Below are 15,575 nucleotides of genomic sequence, written 5' to 3'. Positions count from 1 at the left end.
CCTTCGGGTTTTCTTACTTGCCCAGTGCGGCCTGTGCCCAGAGCTTGTCGACTTCCGCCTTGCGCTCCGAGGCCTTCACCACGTCGAGCGGCTTGATCTGCGGCGCGGCCGGCATCCTGGCGGCCACGTCGGCGGCCAGCGGCGTGCCCGGCACGGCGGGGCGCACGAAGCCCTGCGCGAAGAGGGACTGGCCGGCCTCGCTCATGATGAAGTTGAGCCACAGCTTGCCGGCGTTCGGGTTCGGGCCGTTCTTCACGAGGCTGATGGCGTAGGGCGCGGCCACGCTGGCTTCCTTGGGGATCACGACTTCCACCGCGTCGCCCATGCCGTCGACGTGCTTGGCCTTCAGGCCGTCGTTCTCGTAGCTGATCCACACCGGGATCTCGCCCTTGAGGAACTTGGCATAGGGCGTGGTGCCTTCCACGCGAAGCACGTTGCCGGCGGCATGCAGCTTGCCGAGGTAGTCGGTGCCGGGCTGTACGTTGTCGACGCTGCCGCCGTTGGCGTATGCCGCCGCGAAGGTCAGCACCTGGCCGATGCCGGTGGAGCGCGGGTCGAGGTACACCACCGTGTTCTTGAACTCTGGCTTGAGCAGGTCGGCCCAGCTCGTGGGCACGTTCTTCACCAGCTTCTTGTTGACCAGGAAGGCGATGTTGAGCGTGTGGATGGTGAACCAGCGGCCTTCGGCCTCGCGGAACACGGGCGGGAGCTTGTCGAAGTTGACGGGCTTGAAGGGCGCGACCACGTCCTTCTTCGCGGCGTCGACGGCCGAGGCGGCGAAGTAGTAGGCGGTGTCGGCCTGCGGGCGGCGCCTGGTCTTCTCGAGCGAGACCACGGTGGCGGCGGAGCCGATGTCGTTGTAGGTGAGCTCGATCTCGGGGTAGCGCTTCTTGAAGTCGCGGAACAGCGACTTCCAGTTGGCCCACTCGGGGCCGGTGTCGAAGGAGACGCACAGGCCTTCCTTCTGCGCCTCGGCGTACAGCGCCTTCTCGCCCGCGTAGAGCTCGGGGCCGTCGAAGGCGAATGCGGTACGGGCCGCGAGAGAGGCCAGCGGCAGTGCGCCGGCGGCCTGGATCAGATGTCTGCGTTGCATGGTGGCTCCTTGGAGGAAGAGGTCAGTGGTCGAGTAAGCGGAGGTGCTCGGGCGCGATGGCGATGGCCTCGCCGGCGGGCTTCGCCGATTCGGCGAGGAAGGGTTTGCCGGCGCCCGGAACTTCGAAGTCGTAGCGGGTGAGCGCGCCCAGGTAGCGCTGCGCGCCGGTGCGGCCCGCGAGCCGGTTCACGGCGTCGGCGGCAGGGTCGGGCCGGATGTGCTCGGGGCGCACCAGCACGTGCACCTCGGTGCCGAAGGCGCGCCGGCCGGTGTCGGCGAAGAGCTCGGCAAAACCCATGTCCAGCCGGCCGGGCGCAGCCACCTTCGCGGGCAGGATCGTCGAGAGCCCGACGAACTCCGCCACCGCGCGGCTCGCGGGGTTCTCGTAGATGTCGCGCGGCGTGGCGATCTGCAGCAGCCGGCCGTCTTTCAGCATCGCCACGCGGTCGGCCATGGCCAGCGCTTCCTCCTGGTCGTGCGTGACCAGCAGCGTGGTGGCATTGAAGCGCTGCTGGATGGCGCGGATCTGGTCGCGCAGGTGGCCGCGAACGCTGGCGTCGAGCGCCGAGAGCGGCTCGTCGAGCAGCAGGGCGCGCGGGTCGATGGCCAGCGCGCGGGCCAGCGCCACGCGCTGCTGCTGCCCGCCCGAGAGCTGCGCCACCGCGCGCCGCGAGAACTCGCCCAGCCCCACGATGTCGAGCAGCTCCTGCGCGCGGCGGTGCCGCTCGGCTGTTGCCACCTTGCGCAGCTTGAGGCCGTAGGCCACGTTGTCGAGCACGCTCAGGTGCGGAAAGAGCGCGTAGCTCTGGAACACCATGCCGATGTGGCGCTGGTGCACCGGCGTGCGCGACATGTCCTCGCCGTCGAGCGCGATGCGGCCGGTGTGGCCCGTCTCCAGGCCCGACACGAGCTTGAGCAGCGTCGACTTGCCCGAGCCGCTGGGCCCGATCACCGCGACCAGCTCGCCGGTGCGCACGTCGAGCGACACCTCGTGCAGGCCGTGCGTGCTGCCGGGATAGTTGTAGCTGACCTTGTCGAGGAGGAGGCTCATGGCGTATCGGTTCTGCCGCTTATGCGCGTTGCTTCACGAGGGAAGAGGAAAGAAGCGCCGACGCGCTCGCCAGCACCAGCAGGATCACCGTGGCCGCGCAGGCAAAGCCCGTCGCGCCGTAGAAGGCCTGCAGCAGCACCACCGGGTAGGTGCGGTTCTGGAAGCTCGTGAGCAGGTTCGACACCCCGAACTCGCCCACTGAAATGGCCGCCACCATCACCAGTCCGCTGATCAGGCTCTGGCGCAGGCTGGGCAGCACGATGCCGGTGAACTGCTGCCAGCCCGAGGCGCCGAGCGTGGCGGCGGCCTGCTCCAGCCGGCTCAGGTCGAGGTGGCGCAGGTCGGTCAGCAGCGTGTTGGTGAGATAGGGCAGCGTGAGGATCGCGTGCGCCGCGATCAGCAGCGGCATCGAGCCCAGCCAGGGCGCGAGGTCGGTGTTGAACACGATCATGTAGCCGAAGGCCAGCGTGATCGCCGGCACCGCCACCGGCGTGGCGCTCACGATGCGCGCCGCCAGGCTGCCGCCGCGCCGCGCGCCGTGGTACAGCGCATAGGCCAGCGGCAGCGCCAGCACAGTGTTGATGGCGCAGGCCGAGAGCGCCACCACCAGGCTGCTAACGAAGGCCTTGCGGAAGGAGGTGTCTAGCCAGAGGTCGGCATACCACTGCCCGGTGATGCCCGTGGGCAGCAGCGTGTTGGTCCAGTTGCCGCCCACGCTGCCGACCAGCAGCAGCGCGATGGGCAGCAGCAGGTACAGGCCGTAGACGAGCGAGATGACGCGAACCAAGTTTGTCTCCAGTGTCATGGACACCCGGCATACTTTCCGGATGCGCTACTGTTCGCGCCGGCCATGCCGCCGCGCTGCATCGGATTCTAGGAACGGTGTGCGAACTTATGGGTGAAAGTTGGATGACGACACTTGAGCAATCGGAAAGCGTTTTTCACGCGGCTTTCATGAAGCGGGGCCATGCATGAAGCGCGACTGCCCCACCATCCAGGAACTGCTGGCCTTCGACGCCGTGGCGCGCCACCAGAGCATCACGCTCGCGGCTGGAGCCTTGTGCATCACCGTGAGCGCGGTCAGCAAGCAGATCGCAGGGCTCGAGGCCTTCCTCGGCCGCGAGCTGCTGCAGAAGAATGGGCGCGGCGTGCAGCTCACGCCGCAGGGGCGCGTGTACTGGCAGAAGATCTCCGGCGGCCTGCGCGCCATCGAGACCGCCACCTTCGAGGCTCGCTCGGGCGACGCGGGCGCCGGCCTGCTCACGCTGGCGAGCGTGCCCACCTTTCTCACCAAGTGGCTCATTCCGCGCCTGCCCGCCTTCAGCCAGAAGAGCCGGCACGTGATGCTGAGCTTCAGCCGCCACCTGGAGCCCAGCGACGGCATCCCGGCCGGCGTCGATGCAGCCATCCGCTACGGCCCCGACGGCTGGCCCGGCGTGGTGTCCGAATACATCGCGGGACGCGAGTTCGTGCTGATCGTTGCGCGCTCGCTGGTCGAGGGGCGTCACCGCATCGCGCAGCCCGCCGACATCGTCGGCCACACGCTGCTGCACCATGAAGGCGCGCCCAGCGCCTGGCGCCAGTGGGCCGTGCAGCACGGCGTGCCCGAGGTGCAGACCGTGGCCGGACCGCGCTTCGCCCAGTATTCGGCGCTGATCCAGGCGGCACTGAACGGACTGGGCATCGGCCTGGTGCCGAAGCTGCTGGTGCAGGAAGAGCTCGCCGAAGGCGCCCTGCTGAGCCCCTGCGGCACGCCGGTGAGCGTGAACCAGGGGCACTACCTCTGCTACCGGCCCGACCGCCTCGATCTGCCGGCCTTCGCGGCGTTCCGTGAATGGCTGCTGGAGGAGGGGCTCAAGTCGCGTGGCGTGGAGACCGAAGCATGAAGCAGCCATCTTCGCTAGGCTCTCGACCAATACGGACAAGCAAGGAAACGAACCGATGAAAGTCGCGGTGATGGGTGCCGGCGCGGTCGGCTGTTACTACGGGGCGAGGCTCGCGCGCGCCGGGCACGAGGTGGTGCTGATAGGCCGGCCCTCGCACGTGGAGGCCGTCAACGCCAGGGGCCTGCGCCTGGAGACCAAGGCCTTCGACGAGCACGTGAAGGTGGCCGCGAGCACCGAGCCCTCGGCCGTGCAGGGCGCCGATCTCGTGCTGTTCTGCGTGAAATCGACCGACACCGAAGCGGCAGCCGATCAGATCAAGCCGCATCTCGCCCCTGGCGCGCTGGTGCTCACGTTGCAGAACGGCGTGGACAATGACGAGCGCGTGCGCTCGGTGCTGCCGCCGTCGAACGAGGTGGCGGCGGCGGTCGTCTACGTCGCGACCGAGATGGCCGGGCCTGGCCACGTGAAGCACCACGGACGCGGCGAGCTGGTGATCGCCCCTTCGGGCCGCAGCGAGGAAGTGGCCCGGCACCTCGAAGCCGCCGGCGTGCCCACGCAGATTTCGTTCAATGTGCGCGGATCGCTGTGGGCCAAGCTGATCCTCAACTGCGCCTACAACGCGCTTTCCGCCGTCACGCAGCTGCCCTACGGCGTGCTCGTGAAGGGCACCGGCGTGACCGACATGATCCGCGACGTGGTGGCCGAATGCCTCGCGGTTGCCAGGGCCGAGGGCGTGGAAGTGCCCGGCGACACCGACGCCGCCGTGCGCGCCATCGCGCAGACCATGCCCTCGCAGTACTCCTCCACCGCGCAGGACCTCGCGCGCGGCAAGCCCAGCGAGATCGACCACCTCAACGGCCTGATCGTGCGCCGCGGCGAGGCGCTCGGCGTGCCCACGCCGGCGAACCGCGTGCTGTTCGTGATGGTGAAGCTGCTTGAGGGCAAGCAGCAGGCGGCCCGAGCCTAGCCGGGCATCGGCTCGCGCATCGTCACGAACTCCTCGGCAGCCGTGGGATGGATGCCCACCGTGCTGTCGAAGATCGCCTTCGTCGCCCCCGCCCGCATCGCCACCGCGAAGCCCTGCACCACTTCGCCGGCATCGGCGCCCACCATGTGCAGGCCCACGACGCGGTCTGTAGCCTTGTCGACCACCAGCTTCATGAAGGTGCGCTCGCTGCGGCCGGAGAGCGTGTGGCGCAGCGACTTGAACTCGCTGGAGAACACCGTCACCTCGCCGAACTTCGCGCGCGCGTCGAGCTCGGTGTAGCCGCAGGTGCCGATGTTCGGGTGCGTGAACACGGCGGTGGGAATGAACTCGTAGTCGAGGCGGCGCTTGCCCTTGCCGAAGAGTTCGTCGACCACCACCATCGCCTCGGCCAGCGCCACCGGCGTGAGCTGCACGCGGGTGGAGACGTCGCCCACCGCGTAGATCGACGGCACCGAGCTGCGGTGGTGCGCATCGACCGCGATCGCGCCGCGCTCGTCGAGCTTCACGCCCGCCGCCTCGAGGCCCAGCCCCTGCGTGTTGGGCACGCGGCCGGTGGCGAAGAGCACGGTGTCGGCCTCGATCTGCTGGCCGCGCGCGAGCGTGACCGTGAGGCCGTCGGAGCCGCGCGTGATCGAGGCGACCTCGCAGTTCAGCCGCACGTCGACGCCGGCCTTGCCCATCTCGTTCGCCAGGAACTGCCGCACGTCGTCGTCGAAGCCGGTGAGCAGGTGCGCGCGTCGGTGCAGCTGCGTGACCTTGGAGCCCAGCCCGTTGAAGATCGACGCGAACTCGCAGGCGATGTAGCCGCCGCCCACCACCAGCAGGCGCTTGGGGAACGGCTCGAGGTCGAACATCGCGTCGGAGGTCACGATGTGCTCGCGGCCCTGGATGTCGGGCACGAAGGGCGTGCCGCCGGTGGCCACGAGCAGGTGGCGCGCGGTGTGGCGCTTGCCGTCGACCTCCACCGTATGCGGATCGACCAGCTGGGCCCATCCGGTGACGAGGGTGACGCCCGCGTTCTTCAGCAGCGAGGCGTAGATGCCGTTGAGCCGCGTGATCTCTTTCGCGCGCTGCGCCTTCAGGTGCGCCCAGTCGAACTGCGGCGCCTCGGAAAGCGTCCAGCCGTAGCCCGCGGCTTCCTCGAAGGATTCGGCATAGCCGGCCGCGTAGCTGTAGAGCTTCTTGGGAATGCAGCCCACGTTGACGCAGGTGCCGCCCAGCTCGGCGGCCTCGGCGAGGGCGACGCGGGCACCGGTCTGCGCCGCCATGCGCGCGGCACGAACGCCGCCGCTGCCGCCGCCGATGACGAAGAGATCGAAGTCGAATGTGGGCATGGGAAAGCTTGGCTCCTTTGGCCGCCGACTGTAGCGGCGGGCCGAAGGCGGCGCTTCGGACGGGGCTTGCTTGACTCTGGAGCTGCTTCAGGGATTCCACTGCCCGCGGGCCCCGCGGGAGTTCATCGCCACCGGCGACGCTTGCGCGGGATGCCAGCTCTCAGGGGGAAACACATGGGCATGCTCGAAAGACTCTTCGGTGGACACGGCGGGTCGCGTCATGGCGGTGGCGGCGGCGGCCACCACGGCTCGCGCGGCGGATATGGCAACGGCGGATACGGCAACGGCGCATCGTCATCGGGCAGGGACAGCGCATGTCCGTCATGCCGCGCCGTCAGCGCGTCCGGCGCGCGCTTCTGCCAGCAATGCGGCGGTTCGATGCAGCCGGCTGCCTGCAGTCAGTGCGGCACCGCCGTGCAGGCCGGCGCAAGGTTCTGCGCGCAGTGCGGCCAGCCTGCGGAAGGTGCACCGCGCGGCTGAAGAAGCGCCGGCTACTGGCGCGAGTCCGGGGAAGTCCAGAGCCTGCGCGGATCGTCGCCGGCGGGCTGGCCCGGTTGCGGCGGCGTGCCGCGCTGCTGCTGGAGCGCACGCAACTGGGCCTGCTGCAAGGCCTGTTGCTGAGCCTGCGCCTGCTGCTGCATCTGCGCGGTGCGTTGCTGCAGCTCCTGCTGCTGGCGAAGCATCTGCTGTTGGGCCAACGCCTGTTGCTGGGCCGCGCGTTGCTGTTGCAGCTGCATCTGTGCCGCCTGCTGTTGTTGAAGCAGCTGTTGCTGCTGCAGGGCCTGCGCCTGCGCGGCGCGCTGCTGCATTTCCTGCTGCTGGCGCAGGGCCTGGCGTTGCTGCTGCTGGAGTTGCAGCTGCAACTGCTGTTGTTGCTGCTGTTGCTGCCAGCGGTCCTGTTCGGCGCGATCGCGCCATTCGCGCCGCTGGCGCCAGTCTTCCTGCCGGCGCCACTCCTGCTGCTGGCGCCAGTCCTGCTCGCGCTGCCATTCCAGCTGTTGCTGCTGGGCAGCCTGGGCGGCGCGTTGCTGCTCCATCCACTGCGCTTGCTGCCGGGCCTGTTCGTATTCGATCTGCTGCTGTCGCGCGATCAGTGCCGCAGGCGGCACCGCCACGGCCGGCTGGGCGTAACGTACGGGGTCGTCGTACCGGCCACGCTCGGCCACCCAGGTGTCGAAACTGCCGTTCTGCGAGCGCGTGGTGCGCACGGTCGTGAGGTTCCGGCCCGACACCGTGGTCTGCTGGCGCCCGGTCAGCAGTTGCGAGATGCCGTTCTGGCCACGCAGCGTGAGGTGGCCCGAGGCAACCGCCGCCCAGGTGGTCGTCGTGTCGGCCTCGTCGACGGCGATGCGGTATTCGCCCGGCGCGCCGATCACCGCCGAGAGATTGGGCGTGTCGATGCTGATGCGCTGGCCCGAGGCCATGTCGCGCACGCTCAGCTGCAGGTTGCCCCGGCCGGCGTTGATGCGGATGGTGTCCTCGTCGATGCCGGTGAACTCCACGTAGGTCCCGCCATCGAGCCGCAGCGCGGCTGGGCCGATGTAGACCTCGGCGCGCGCGTTGCGGTCGGTCCAGATGCGGTCGCCGGCGCCGAGTTCGCGCCCGGGCCGGGCGGCGGACCAGCGATCGTCGCCGGCGGACGAGACGCTCACCGTTCCCTGCTGCAGGTTCAGGCGCCCGATGGACTGCGCGTTGGCCGCGAAGCCGGCGCACACCAGCGCCAGCCCGAGCAGCAAGCCGCGCAACGGGCGTTGAAGGGCCGAAAGGCTTGTTCTTGTGCGAGTCATGTGATTTCTCTGATCCCCGGATGTGCGAATGCGATGGCGTTGTGACTAACGCGCGAGAATCCGCTGCCGCTGTCAGCGCCGCTGCGTTGCTTGGTGAAGCGCGCGTGCACTCGGCAACCGGTTGTAAGGAGGGACACCGTATGAAAAACCAGAAAAACGCACGGCCCGTAGGCGCATCGTGCTTCCAAAACAATAGCGCGACTGCGTTTTGCGTCGCGGCTGCCATCGCCATGCTGGCGGCCCCGCCCGCTGCCGCCCAGCTAGCCCGCAAGCCGTCGTACTACCAGCAGCAGAGCCAGCCGCAGCCCGAAGGCCCGGCCGCGCAGCTCGTTCCCCGCCCCGCGGTGCCCTCGTCGCTGCCCGCGCTGCGCAGCCAGGGCGATTTCGACCAGCTCGCCCGCGTCTACGACGCCGGCACGCCGATGCAGCTCGCGCACGTGCTGTTCGTGATCGACCGGCAGGCCAAGCCGCCGCGCATGTACTACATCGACACGCCGCGCTACCAGCTGCATGTGCGCTTCCTGCGCGACACGCGGCTCGCGCCCAGCACCGGCAAGCGCGAGATCGACCGCAACTACCTCGTGCCCGACCGCCGCTTCCTGTTCGGCACGCTGAGCTGGCAGCAGAACATCGGCAGCTTCACCTACGAATTCTGGGAAGGCGACAAGCTCACCGCGCCGCTGCTGCGGCAGGCCGAGCAGCAGGTCAGGGCCAGCTTCTTCGGCCCGGTGAAGTTCAAGACCAACTCCACGCTGCACGAGCGCGTGGCGAAGGAAACCGGCATCGACTTCGTGAGCCAGGAGGCGCTGATCCGCGAGCAGCCCTTCCTGCCGATGAACCTCGGCACCGCTACCGGCCGCGTACGCATCGTGGACGACGACGCGGGAATCAACGCGCTGCTGCCCGACGACATCGCCGTGCTGCGGCAGGTGCCCATCGGCCTGCCGCCGGTGGCGGCCGTGCTGACCGAGCGGCCCTCGACCGCGCTCTCGCACGTCAACCTGCTGGCCAAGGGCTGGGGCATTCCCAACGCCTACGTGCGCGATGCCGCCGCGGTCCTGAAGGAGCATGCCGGCCAGTGGGTGGCGCTGAAGGTCGCCAGCTCGGGCTACCAGGTGCGCCGGCTCACGCCGGAGGAGGTCGCCGCGCTGCCGCCGCGCGCGGTGCGCACCGCCGCCGCCGGCGCCGTGCCTGGCAGTTCGCGCGCCATCAAGCCCGACTTGCGCGAGAACCGGCTTCTGCCGCTGGCCGCGCTGCGTGCGCGCAACAGCGCGCAGTGCGGTGTGAAGGCCGCGAACCTCGGCGCCATGCAGGCCGCGCACATCCCGGGCACCTCGGTGCCCGACGGCTTCTGCATTCCCTTCGCGCACTACGACAGCTTCATGCGCGCCAACGGCCTGGCCGATCGCATCGCGCGCATGCAGCAGCAGCCGGGCTTCGCGAGCGATCCGAAGGTGCGCCAGAAGGCGCTGGCGCAGTTGCGCGACGAGATCGTGCAATGGCCCGTCGATGCCGCCACCGCAGCCGGCTGGCGTGCGGCGTGGCAGTCGCAGCTCGGAGGCGGCGGCGTGTTCGTGCGCAGCTCGTCCAACTCCGAAGACCTGCCCGGCTTCAGCGGTGCCGGGCTCTACACCACCGTACCCAACGTCAAGACCGGCGACGCGCTCGAAGTGGCCGTGAAGAAAGTCTGGGCCTCGGTGTTCAACCCCGAGGCCTGGGAGGCCCGCGCGGCGGCGGGCTTCGGCGCCGAATCGGTACTGATGGGCGTGTTCGTCCAGACCGCCATCGACTCGGCCAACGCCGGCGTGATGATCACCCGCGACCCCTTCGACGCCGGGCATCCGCACATCACCTACATCTCCGCCAAGCGCGGCATCGGCATCCGCGTGGTCGAGGGTCGGCGCGTCGCCGAGCAGGTGATGTACTCCAGCTGGTCCAAGGCCATCCAGGTGCTCAGCCGCTCGGCCGAAGACACCGCGCTGCAACTCGACAAGGACGGCGGCGTGAAGGAGGTGCCGGTGGAGGCCGGCCGCAACGTGCTGACCGACGAGCTGGTCGTGCGGCTGGCCAGCGTGGGCGCGGCGGTCAAGCGCACCTTCAACGGCGTCGACCAGGACATCGAGTGGGCGACGGTGGGCGACAGGATCGTGCTCCTGCAGGCGCGGCCGTATGTGGAGAGGCGGCGCTGACGCCGGACCGGGGAGCCTTCGACCTGCGGCTGCCAGCTCAGCACAACGGGTAGTAAATGAAAAACCGCCATCCCCAGACAGCCAGCAAAGCAACAGCCATCCAGAGAGAGTGATGTGCTTTTTTCTTTTGGATCGACTGGATGACTGCCCAAACGAGGAGCGGAATCAAAAAGGCGAAAGAAAAAAACCTGGCGCTGATATCGTCGTCAAGCGGCAACCCGCAAAAAGTCAGACCTTCGGATTTTGCGTTGGGCTCGTCCAGCATCCATTCATACTTGTTCATTGGCATGAGAAGCATGAAGGCGATGCAAAACAAGGCATACGCCGATACAAATATCAAACCTGTTCTCTTCATCGTCAAAATTTATTCAGAAGCGTTAGAACGTGGTCGCGGTGCTCCAGCATCCTGCGCCCATATTCAGAAAACTGCCTGCCTTGGCTGCCAGGAGGAAGTTTGATGGAATTGACAAAATCACCGAAGGCACGCTCGATTCCTCGGTTGTAGCGAGAGCCGGCAACGATGAATTGTTCGTCCGTGAGATTTGAAGTATCGGTGCCCGGGTAGTCGTGTAGGACGAGATTTTTCAGATGCTGAGCAACGACGCTCAAATTGAAGGCATCGGTCTCGAGGCACGTGATCAAGTTCATTCGATCCGGGTACGACAGCAGCTCGACCGGAATTCCAAGTTCCTTCGAAGCAACTCGCAGTTGAATGCTCACTGCGCCAACGGATGTTTCCTCGGGCGGCTTTCCAAATTTGACAGGTCTTCCCGCTAGCGTTCGCTGCAATGTGCGTCCTTGAAATGCGGGTCTTTTTATGCCGTCGGGTTTGCCGCCCACCTCGGCCCATGCAACACAGGCGAGCAGCACAGGAGGGATTCGATGCTGCTCCGCCGCATCTTTGATACGGAATTTATTGTAAACAACCCAGCCATCTTTGTAGGCTTGTAAATATGGTCGGCCGCCGCCCATTTTCTCTGACAAGGCACGCCATTTGAAAACATCCCAACTATTCCATTTGGGGTAACTCGAATTGTCCGGCGCGCAAAACTCCCTGCCACTCATGCATCGCTCCCTTTTTGAATCCGGGCATCATAGTGAGAGCGAATATTTAATTGAGCGGCGGCCTGAGAAATTCTGCACGCTTGAATATTTATTTATTCAGGGTGCGCGGCACGCTGGGCAACATAGAACCGACCGAGCACATTCATCCCTGAAAAGCGCTCCTCTTGGGAGTTCAGGCGACTGCAAACCGCACGGGCCGATCAAGCTCTTCATTGCCCGTACGTCGCACGACCGAGCGAGGGGAACACATGCCGCCCTCACCACGACCCGCTTCTATTTGTACAGCAGCTGCGGCAACCACAACCCGATCTGCGGCCACATGTAAAGCAGCACGATCGCCAGCACCTGGATGCCCATGAAGGGCAGCATGCCCAGGAAGATCTGGTTCAGCGTCACGTGGGGCGGGCTCACGCCCTTCAGGTAGAAGGCTGCCATCGCGACCGGCGGCGAGAGGAAGGCGGTCTGCAGGTTCAGCGCCACCAGCAGCCCGAAGAACAGCGGGTCGACGCCGAAGTTGTCGAGCAGCGGGATGAAGATGGGCATGAAGATCACGATGATCTCGGTCCATTCCAGCGGCCAGCCCAGCAGGAAGATGATGACCTGGCTCAGGATCAGGAACTCCACCTTGGTGAGGTTCATGCCGAGCACCCATTCCTCCACCAGCGCCTGCCCGCCGAGCAGCGCGAACGCGGCAGAGAAGATGGCCGAGCCGACGAAGAGCCAGCACACCATGGCCGATGTCTTGGCCGTGAGGAATACCGAGTCCTTCAGCACCGCGAGGTTGAGGCGCCTGTAGGCCGCCGCCAGCAGCATGCCACCGAGCGCGCCCATGGCGGCCGCCTCGGTGGGCGTGGCAAGACCCAGCACGATCGAGCCCAGCACCGAGAGGATCAGCAGCACCAGCGGGAAGAACGACGCCAGCAGCATCTTGAAGATCTCGAGCCGCGCGAAGCTCAGGAACAGGTAGAACAGCGTGACGATGGCGCCGAAGACGGCGAAGGTGACCCACCACCAGGTCGGTGCGGGTCGCTGCGTGGCTGCCTCCGTAGCAGCAGCGGCCGAGGGCTCTGCGGTTCCTGCGGCGGGCGCGGGGGGAACGGCCGGGGCTCCCGGCGGCTCGGACAGCGCCGCCTGGCTGGAGGCAGTGGCCGGTGCCGACGGCTGCGTATCGTCGCTGGGCGGCTCCTGCAGCCCACCTTCCTGCGGTGGTTCCTGCAACCCGCCTTCGACCGGCGGCTCCTGCAGGCCGCCGGACTCCGGCGTGCCGCTGCGCACGGCCCCGATTTCCTCGATCTCGTAGCGCGCCTGGGCTTCCACTGTCGTCACGGCCTTGTAGCTGAAGGCGGCCAGCAGCAGGAAGATCACGCCCGGCATCGCAACGATGCCGAGCTGCTTCAGCACATGCGAGAAGGGCACGCCGGCATTGCGCCGTCCCTTCAGCAGGCCGACCACCGCATGCGCGGCGGGGCTGTCGGCCAGCCGCTGCGACAGCGGCGGCAGCGGCACGACGCGCTCCGCCTGCGAGAGCGGTGGCGCCCACTGCGGCTTGAGCCAGGCGACGATGATCACGTACAGCACATAGAGCGAGGCCAGCATCAGCCCCGGAAAGAACGCGCCCGCATAGAGCTGCACCACCGACACGCCGGCCGTCGCGCCGTAGACGATGAGCAGCACCGAAGGCGGAATCAGGATGCCCAGGCAGCCGCCCGCGGTGATCGAGCCGGCGGCCAGAGGCACGCTGTAGCCCGCGCGCAGCATGGCCGGCAATGCAAGCAGGCCCATCAGCGTGACCACCGCGCCCACGATGCCGGTGGCCGTCGCGAAGATGGTGCAGGTGACCAGCGTCGCCACCGCCAGCGCACCTGGCAGCCGTGCGAGCGCGAGGTGCAGGCTCTTGAAGAGCGACTCGATGAGGTTCGCGCGCTCCACCAGGTAGCCCATGAACACGAACAGCGGCACCGCGATGAGCACGTCGTTCGCCATGGTCTTGAAGGCCGACTGCACCATCAGGTCGAGCGTTCGGTGCCAGTCGCGGTCGTAGGCCAGCCAGGTGAAGAGCATGCCCATGCCCATCAGCGTGAACGCCGTGGGAAAGCCCAGCATGATGGCCACCACCACCAGCGAGAGCATCAGCAGGCCGAGGTGGCCGTTGGTGATGGTGGGCGCATTGGCCAGCACCGCCACCGCGCCGATCACGATCAGCGCCATGAACGAGAGGCCGAACCAGAGTTCGCGGCGGATCATCGCGCGGCCTCCTTCGAGGCGACGACGCGGTCGAGCGCGGCGATGTCCTCGTCCTTCACGTGCACCATCTCCTTGAGCTTCTCGACGTCGACTTCCTCCACGTCCTGCTCGCGCGAGGGCCAGGCGCCCTCGCGGATGCAGCGCACGCAGCGGATGATCTCCACCAGCCCCTGCAGCAGCAGCGTGAAGCCCGCCAGCGGAATGACGTACTTGAACGGGTACAGCGGCAGCGGCTCGGCCGAGAAGGTCTGTTCGCGGATGGCGAGCGACTCGCCCGCGTAGACCCATCCGGCCCAGGTCAGCGCGATGATGCCGGGCAGGAAGAAGACGATGTAGAGCACCAGGTCCACCAGCGCCTGCGTGCGCGGGCGGAAGAAGCCGTAGAGCACGTCGCCGCGCACGTGGCCGTTCTTCGAGAGTGTGTAGGCGCCCGCGGTCATGAACATGGTGCCGTACAGCATGATCTGCGCGTCCAGCACCCAGGCGTGGGGCCTGTTGAGGGCATAGCGCGAGAACACCTCCCAGCTGATCAGCAGCGTGAGCAGCAGGGCGCACCAGGCGAAGGTCTTGCCGATCCATGTGGAGAACCGGTCGACCGCCAGCAGGAAAGATTGCATCGGAACGAACTCCTCGCCGCGTCATCCGTGTCTTGCGCGGCAGCTTGGGCGCAGGCATGAAAAGAGGGCACCGCCCCGGGTGCCCTCGCGTCGCATCGATCCCCTGGGATCAGGTCTTCTTCGCCTGCCGTCCGAAGTAGTGGTTGTAGGCCATCTTGAAATCGACCCCGTAGTCGTTCTGCCACTGGCCCGCACGCTCGGCGAAGGCGCGCTGCGAGTCGAGCACCTTCTTGAACATCGGGTTCTCCGCCGACTTCTTCGCGATGGTCTTGTCCCACGAGGCGAGCTGCGCGCGCAGCACCGCGTCGGGCGTCTTGTAGAACTTGATGCCGGCCTTCTTCAGCTCCTCGTAGTCCTTGGAGTTGCGGTCGATGGCCTTCCAGCTCATCTCGGCGCTCGCGGCCTGCGTGGCGTACTCGATGATGGACTTGAGCTCCGCCGGCAGCGCCTTGAGCTTGCCGCCGTTGAACAGCACCTCGAACTGCTCGCCGCTCTGGTGGAAGCTCTGCAGCATGCAGTTCTTGGCCACGTCGGGAAAGCCCAGCACGCGGTCGCTCGACGCGTTGTTGAATTCGGCTGCGTCGATCAGGCCGCGGTCGAGCGCGGGCACGATCTCGCCGCCGGGCAGTGGGTTCACGGCCGCGCCCATGTCGGTGAACACGTCCACCGCCAGGCCCACGGTGCGGAACTTCAGGCCCTTCATGTCCTCGGCCTTGGCCACCGGCTTCTTGAACCAGCCCAGCGGCTGCGTGGGCATGGGGCCGTACAGGTAGGAGACCACATCGAGGTTCAGGCCCTTGTAGATCTCCTCCATCAGCGCCTTGCCGCCGCCGTAGGTGTGCCAGGCCAGCACCATGTTGGCGTCCATGCCGTAGCCCGGACCGGACCCCCACAGCGCGAGCGCCGAGTTCTTGCCGTACCAGTACGCGACCACGCCGTGGCCGCCGTCGAGCGTGCCCTTGGCGACCGCGTCGAGCAGCTGGAAGGCGGGCACCACCGAGCCGGCGGGCAGCACCTCGATCTTCAGGCGGTTGCCCGCCATGTCGTTGACCTTCTTCGCGTAGTCCTGCGCGTACTCGTGGAAGATGTCCTTCGCGGGCCAGGTGCTCTGGAAGCGCAGGGTGGTGGTCTGGGCCATGCTGACCATCGGCACGGACATGGCGCCGGCGGCCACGGCCGCGCCCTTGAGCAGCCCGCGGCGGCGGGGCATCTTGCTGTCTGTCATTTGTCTCTCTCCAAACGGTTCTGACTTGGGAAAACCCAGGCTGTCCGTCTTGGAGTTATGGTTCGACAGGCCCAAGGCGCCATCTTTGGCGCGCGG

At 67.2% G+C, this 15,575-nt stretch carries 14 protein-coding genes; 4 read left to right on the top strand and 10 right to left on the bottom strand.

Annotation, left to right across the window (positions count from 1 at the left end; translation table 11 throughout):
- Window positions 1–13: 13 nt before the first annotated feature.
- The 3 genes from ABL843_RS29170 to ABL843_RS29160 are packed head-to-tail and all read right to left on the bottom strand — an operon-like array spanning window position 14 to window position 2,949.
- On the bottom strand, window positions 14–1,093 hold the full coding sequence (locus ABL843_RS29170; protein WP_418118255.1) for an extracellular solute-binding protein: 1,080 nt from the start codon (window positions 1,091–1,093) through the stop codon (window positions 14–16).
- Between the two features lie 22 nt (window positions 1,094–1,115).
- On the bottom strand, window positions 1,116–2,144 hold the full coding sequence (locus ABL843_RS29165) for an ABC transporter ATP-binding protein (RefSeq protein ID WP_418118254.1): 1,029 nt from the start codon (window positions 2,142–2,144) through the stop codon (window positions 1,116–1,118).
- A 19-nt stretch (window positions 2,145–2,163) separates the two neighbouring features.
- A complete protein-coding gene (locus ABL843_RS29160; protein ID WP_418118252.1) occupies window positions 2,164–2,949 on the bottom strand; it encodes an ABC transporter permease in 786 nt (261 codons plus the stop codon).
- A gap of 166 nt (window positions 2,950–3,115) precedes the next feature.
- Between ABL843_RS29160 and ABL843_RS29155 the strand changes: the two genes are divergently transcribed.
- Window positions 3,116–4,030: a LysR substrate-binding domain-containing protein gene (locus ABL843_RS29155; protein WP_418118250.1), complete on the top strand. Its 915-nt coding sequence runs from the start codon at window positions 3,116–3,118 to the stop codon at window positions 4,028–4,030.
- Between the two features lie 55 nt (window positions 4,031–4,085).
- Window positions 4,086–4,997 (top strand): ketopantoate reductase family protein, encoded by a 912-nt coding sequence (locus ABL843_RS29150; RefSeq protein WP_418118249.1) that lies wholly within the window; start codon window positions 4,086–4,088, stop codon window positions 4,995–4,997.
- Here ABL843_RS29150 and gorA read toward each other — a convergent pair.
- The gene (gene gorA / locus ABL843_RS29145; RefSeq protein WP_418118248.1) at window positions 4,994–6,352 is read right to left on the bottom strand and encodes a glutathione-disulfide reductase; all 1,359 of its coding nucleotides are present in this window, start codon (window positions 6,350–6,352) and stop codon (window positions 4,994–4,996) included. The genes ABL843_RS29150 and gorA overlap by 4 nt on opposite strands.
- A 150-nt stretch (window positions 6,353–6,502) precedes the next feature.
- Between gorA and ABL843_RS29140 the strand changes: the two genes are divergently transcribed.
- Window positions 6,503–6,832, top strand: a complete 330-nt coding sequence (locus ABL843_RS29140; RefSeq protein ID WP_418118247.1) for a zinc ribbon domain-containing protein — start codon at window positions 6,503–6,505, stop codon at window positions 6,830–6,832.
- Window positions 6,833–6,843: 11 nt separating this feature from the next.
- On the opposite strand, the gene ABL843_RS29135 is transcribed toward ABL843_RS29140, so the two are convergent.
- A complete protein-coding gene (locus tag ABL843_RS29135; RefSeq protein ID WP_418118246.1) occupies window positions 6,844–8,139 on the bottom strand; it encodes a hypothetical protein in 1,296 nt (431 codons plus the stop codon).
- A 140-nt stretch (window positions 8,140–8,279) separates the two neighbouring features.
- Here ABL843_RS29135 and ABL843_RS29130 point away from each other — a divergent pair, with 140 nt between their 5' ends.
- Complete coding sequence (locus ABL843_RS29130; RefSeq protein ID WP_418118245.1) at window positions 8,280–10,328, top strand: PEP/pyruvate-binding domain-containing protein; 2,049 nt, start codon at window positions 8,280–8,282, stop codon at window positions 10,326–10,328.
- Window positions 10,329–10,365: 37 nt separating this feature from the next.
- Here the strand turns inward: ABL843_RS29130 and ABL843_RS29125 are convergent, their stop codons facing one another.
- The 5 genes from ABL843_RS29125 to ABL843_RS29105 all read right to left on the bottom strand — a co-directional run bounded on the left by ABL843_RS29125 (window position 10,366) and on the right by ABL843_RS29105 (window position 15,479).
- A complete protein-coding gene (locus tag ABL843_RS29125) occupies window positions 10,366–10,683 on the bottom strand; it encodes a DUF2645 family protein (protein WP_418118244.1) in 318 nt (105 codons plus the stop codon).
- A 2-nt stretch (window positions 10,684–10,685) separates the two neighbouring features.
- Entirely contained in the window at window positions 10,686–11,393 is a 708-nt protein-coding gene (locus ABL843_RS29120; RefSeq protein WP_418118243.1) for a hypothetical protein, read from the bottom strand.
- A gap of 273 nt (window positions 11,394–11,666) precedes the next feature.
- Window positions 11,667–13,637 (bottom strand): TRAP transporter large permease, encoded by a 1,971-nt coding sequence (locus ABL843_RS29115; protein WP_418118242.1) that lies wholly within the window; start codon window positions 13,635–13,637, stop codon window positions 11,667–11,669.
- On the bottom strand, window positions 13,634–14,254 hold the full coding sequence (locus ABL843_RS29110) for a TRAP transporter small permease subunit (RefSeq protein WP_418118241.1): 621 nt from the start codon (window positions 14,252–14,254) through the stop codon (window positions 13,634–13,636). Before ABL843_RS29110 ends, ABL843_RS29115 begins: the two co-directional genes overlap by 4 nt.
- A 109-nt stretch (window positions 14,255–14,363) precedes the next feature.
- On the bottom strand, window positions 14,364–15,479 hold the full coding sequence (locus ABL843_RS29105) for a TRAP transporter substrate-binding protein (RefSeq protein WP_418118239.1): 1,116 nt from the start codon (window positions 15,477–15,479) through the stop codon (window positions 14,364–14,366).
- Window positions 15,480–15,575: the final 96 nt, after the last annotated feature.

Origin of the sequence: Variovorax sp. 350MFTsu5.1, from assembly GCF_048302515.1 — a bacterium.
Taxonomy (GTDB): domain Bacteria; phylum Pseudomonadota; class Gammaproteobacteria; order Burkholderiales; family Burkholderiaceae_C; genus Variovorax; species Variovorax guangxiensis.
The sequence above is the reverse complement of the archived record's forward strand: the minus strand, read 5'-3'. Positions and strand labels throughout refer to the sequence as shown.

Excerpts from the sequence above, each read along its gene's own strand:
- ABL843_RS29170 (WP_418118255.1), bottom strand. The coding sequence starts at position 1,093 with ATGCAACGCAGACATCTGATCCAGGCCGCCGGCGCACTGCCGCTGGCC.
- ABL843_RS29165 (WP_418118254.1), bottom strand. The coding sequence starts at position 2,144 with ATGAGCCTCCTCCTCGACAAGGTCAGCTACAACTATCCCGGCAGCACG.
- ABL843_RS29160 (WP_418118252.1), bottom strand. The coding sequence starts at position 2,949 with ATGACACTGGAGACAAACTTGGTTCGCGTCATCTCGCTCGTCTACGGC.
- ABL843_RS29155 (WP_418118250.1), top strand. The coding sequence starts at position 3,116 with ATGAAGCGCGACTGCCCCACCATCCAGGAACTGCTGGCCTTCGACGCC.
- ABL843_RS29150 (WP_418118249.1), top strand. The coding sequence starts at position 4,086 with ATGAAAGTCGCGGTGATGGGTGCCGGCGCGGTCGGCTGTTACTACGGG.
- gorA (WP_418118248.1), bottom strand. The coding sequence starts at position 6,352 with ATGCCCACATTCGACTTCGATCTCTTCGTCATCGGCGGCGGCAGCGGC.
- ABL843_RS29140 (WP_418118247.1), top strand. The coding sequence starts at position 6,503 with ATGCCAGCTCTCAGGGGGAAACACATGGGCATGCTCGAAAGACTCTTC.
- ABL843_RS29135 (WP_418118246.1), bottom strand. The coding sequence starts at position 8,139 with ATGACTCGCACAAGAACAAGCCTTTCGGCCCTTCAACGCCCGTTGCGC.
- ABL843_RS29130 (WP_418118245.1), top strand. The coding sequence starts at position 8,280 with ATGAAAAACCAGAAAAACGCACGGCCCGTAGGCGCATCGTGCTTCCAA.
- ABL843_RS29125 (WP_418118244.1), bottom strand. The coding sequence starts at position 10,683 with ATGAAGAGAACAGGTTTGATATTTGTATCGGCGTATGCCTTGTTTTGC.
- ABL843_RS29120 (WP_418118243.1), bottom strand. The coding sequence starts at position 11,393 with ATGAGTGGCAGGGAGTTTTGCGCGCCGGACAATTCGAGTTACCCCAAA.
- ABL843_RS29115 (WP_418118242.1), bottom strand. The coding sequence starts at position 13,637 with ATGATCCGCCGCGAACTCTGGTTCGGCCTCTCGTTCATGGCGCTGATC.
- ABL843_RS29110 (WP_418118241.1), bottom strand. The coding sequence starts at position 14,254 with ATGCAATCTTTCCTGCTGGCGGTCGACCGGTTCTCCACATGGATCGGC.
- ABL843_RS29105 (WP_418118239.1), bottom strand. The coding sequence starts at position 15,479 with ATGACAGACAGCAAGATGCCCCGCCGCCGCGGGCTGCTCAAGGGCGCG.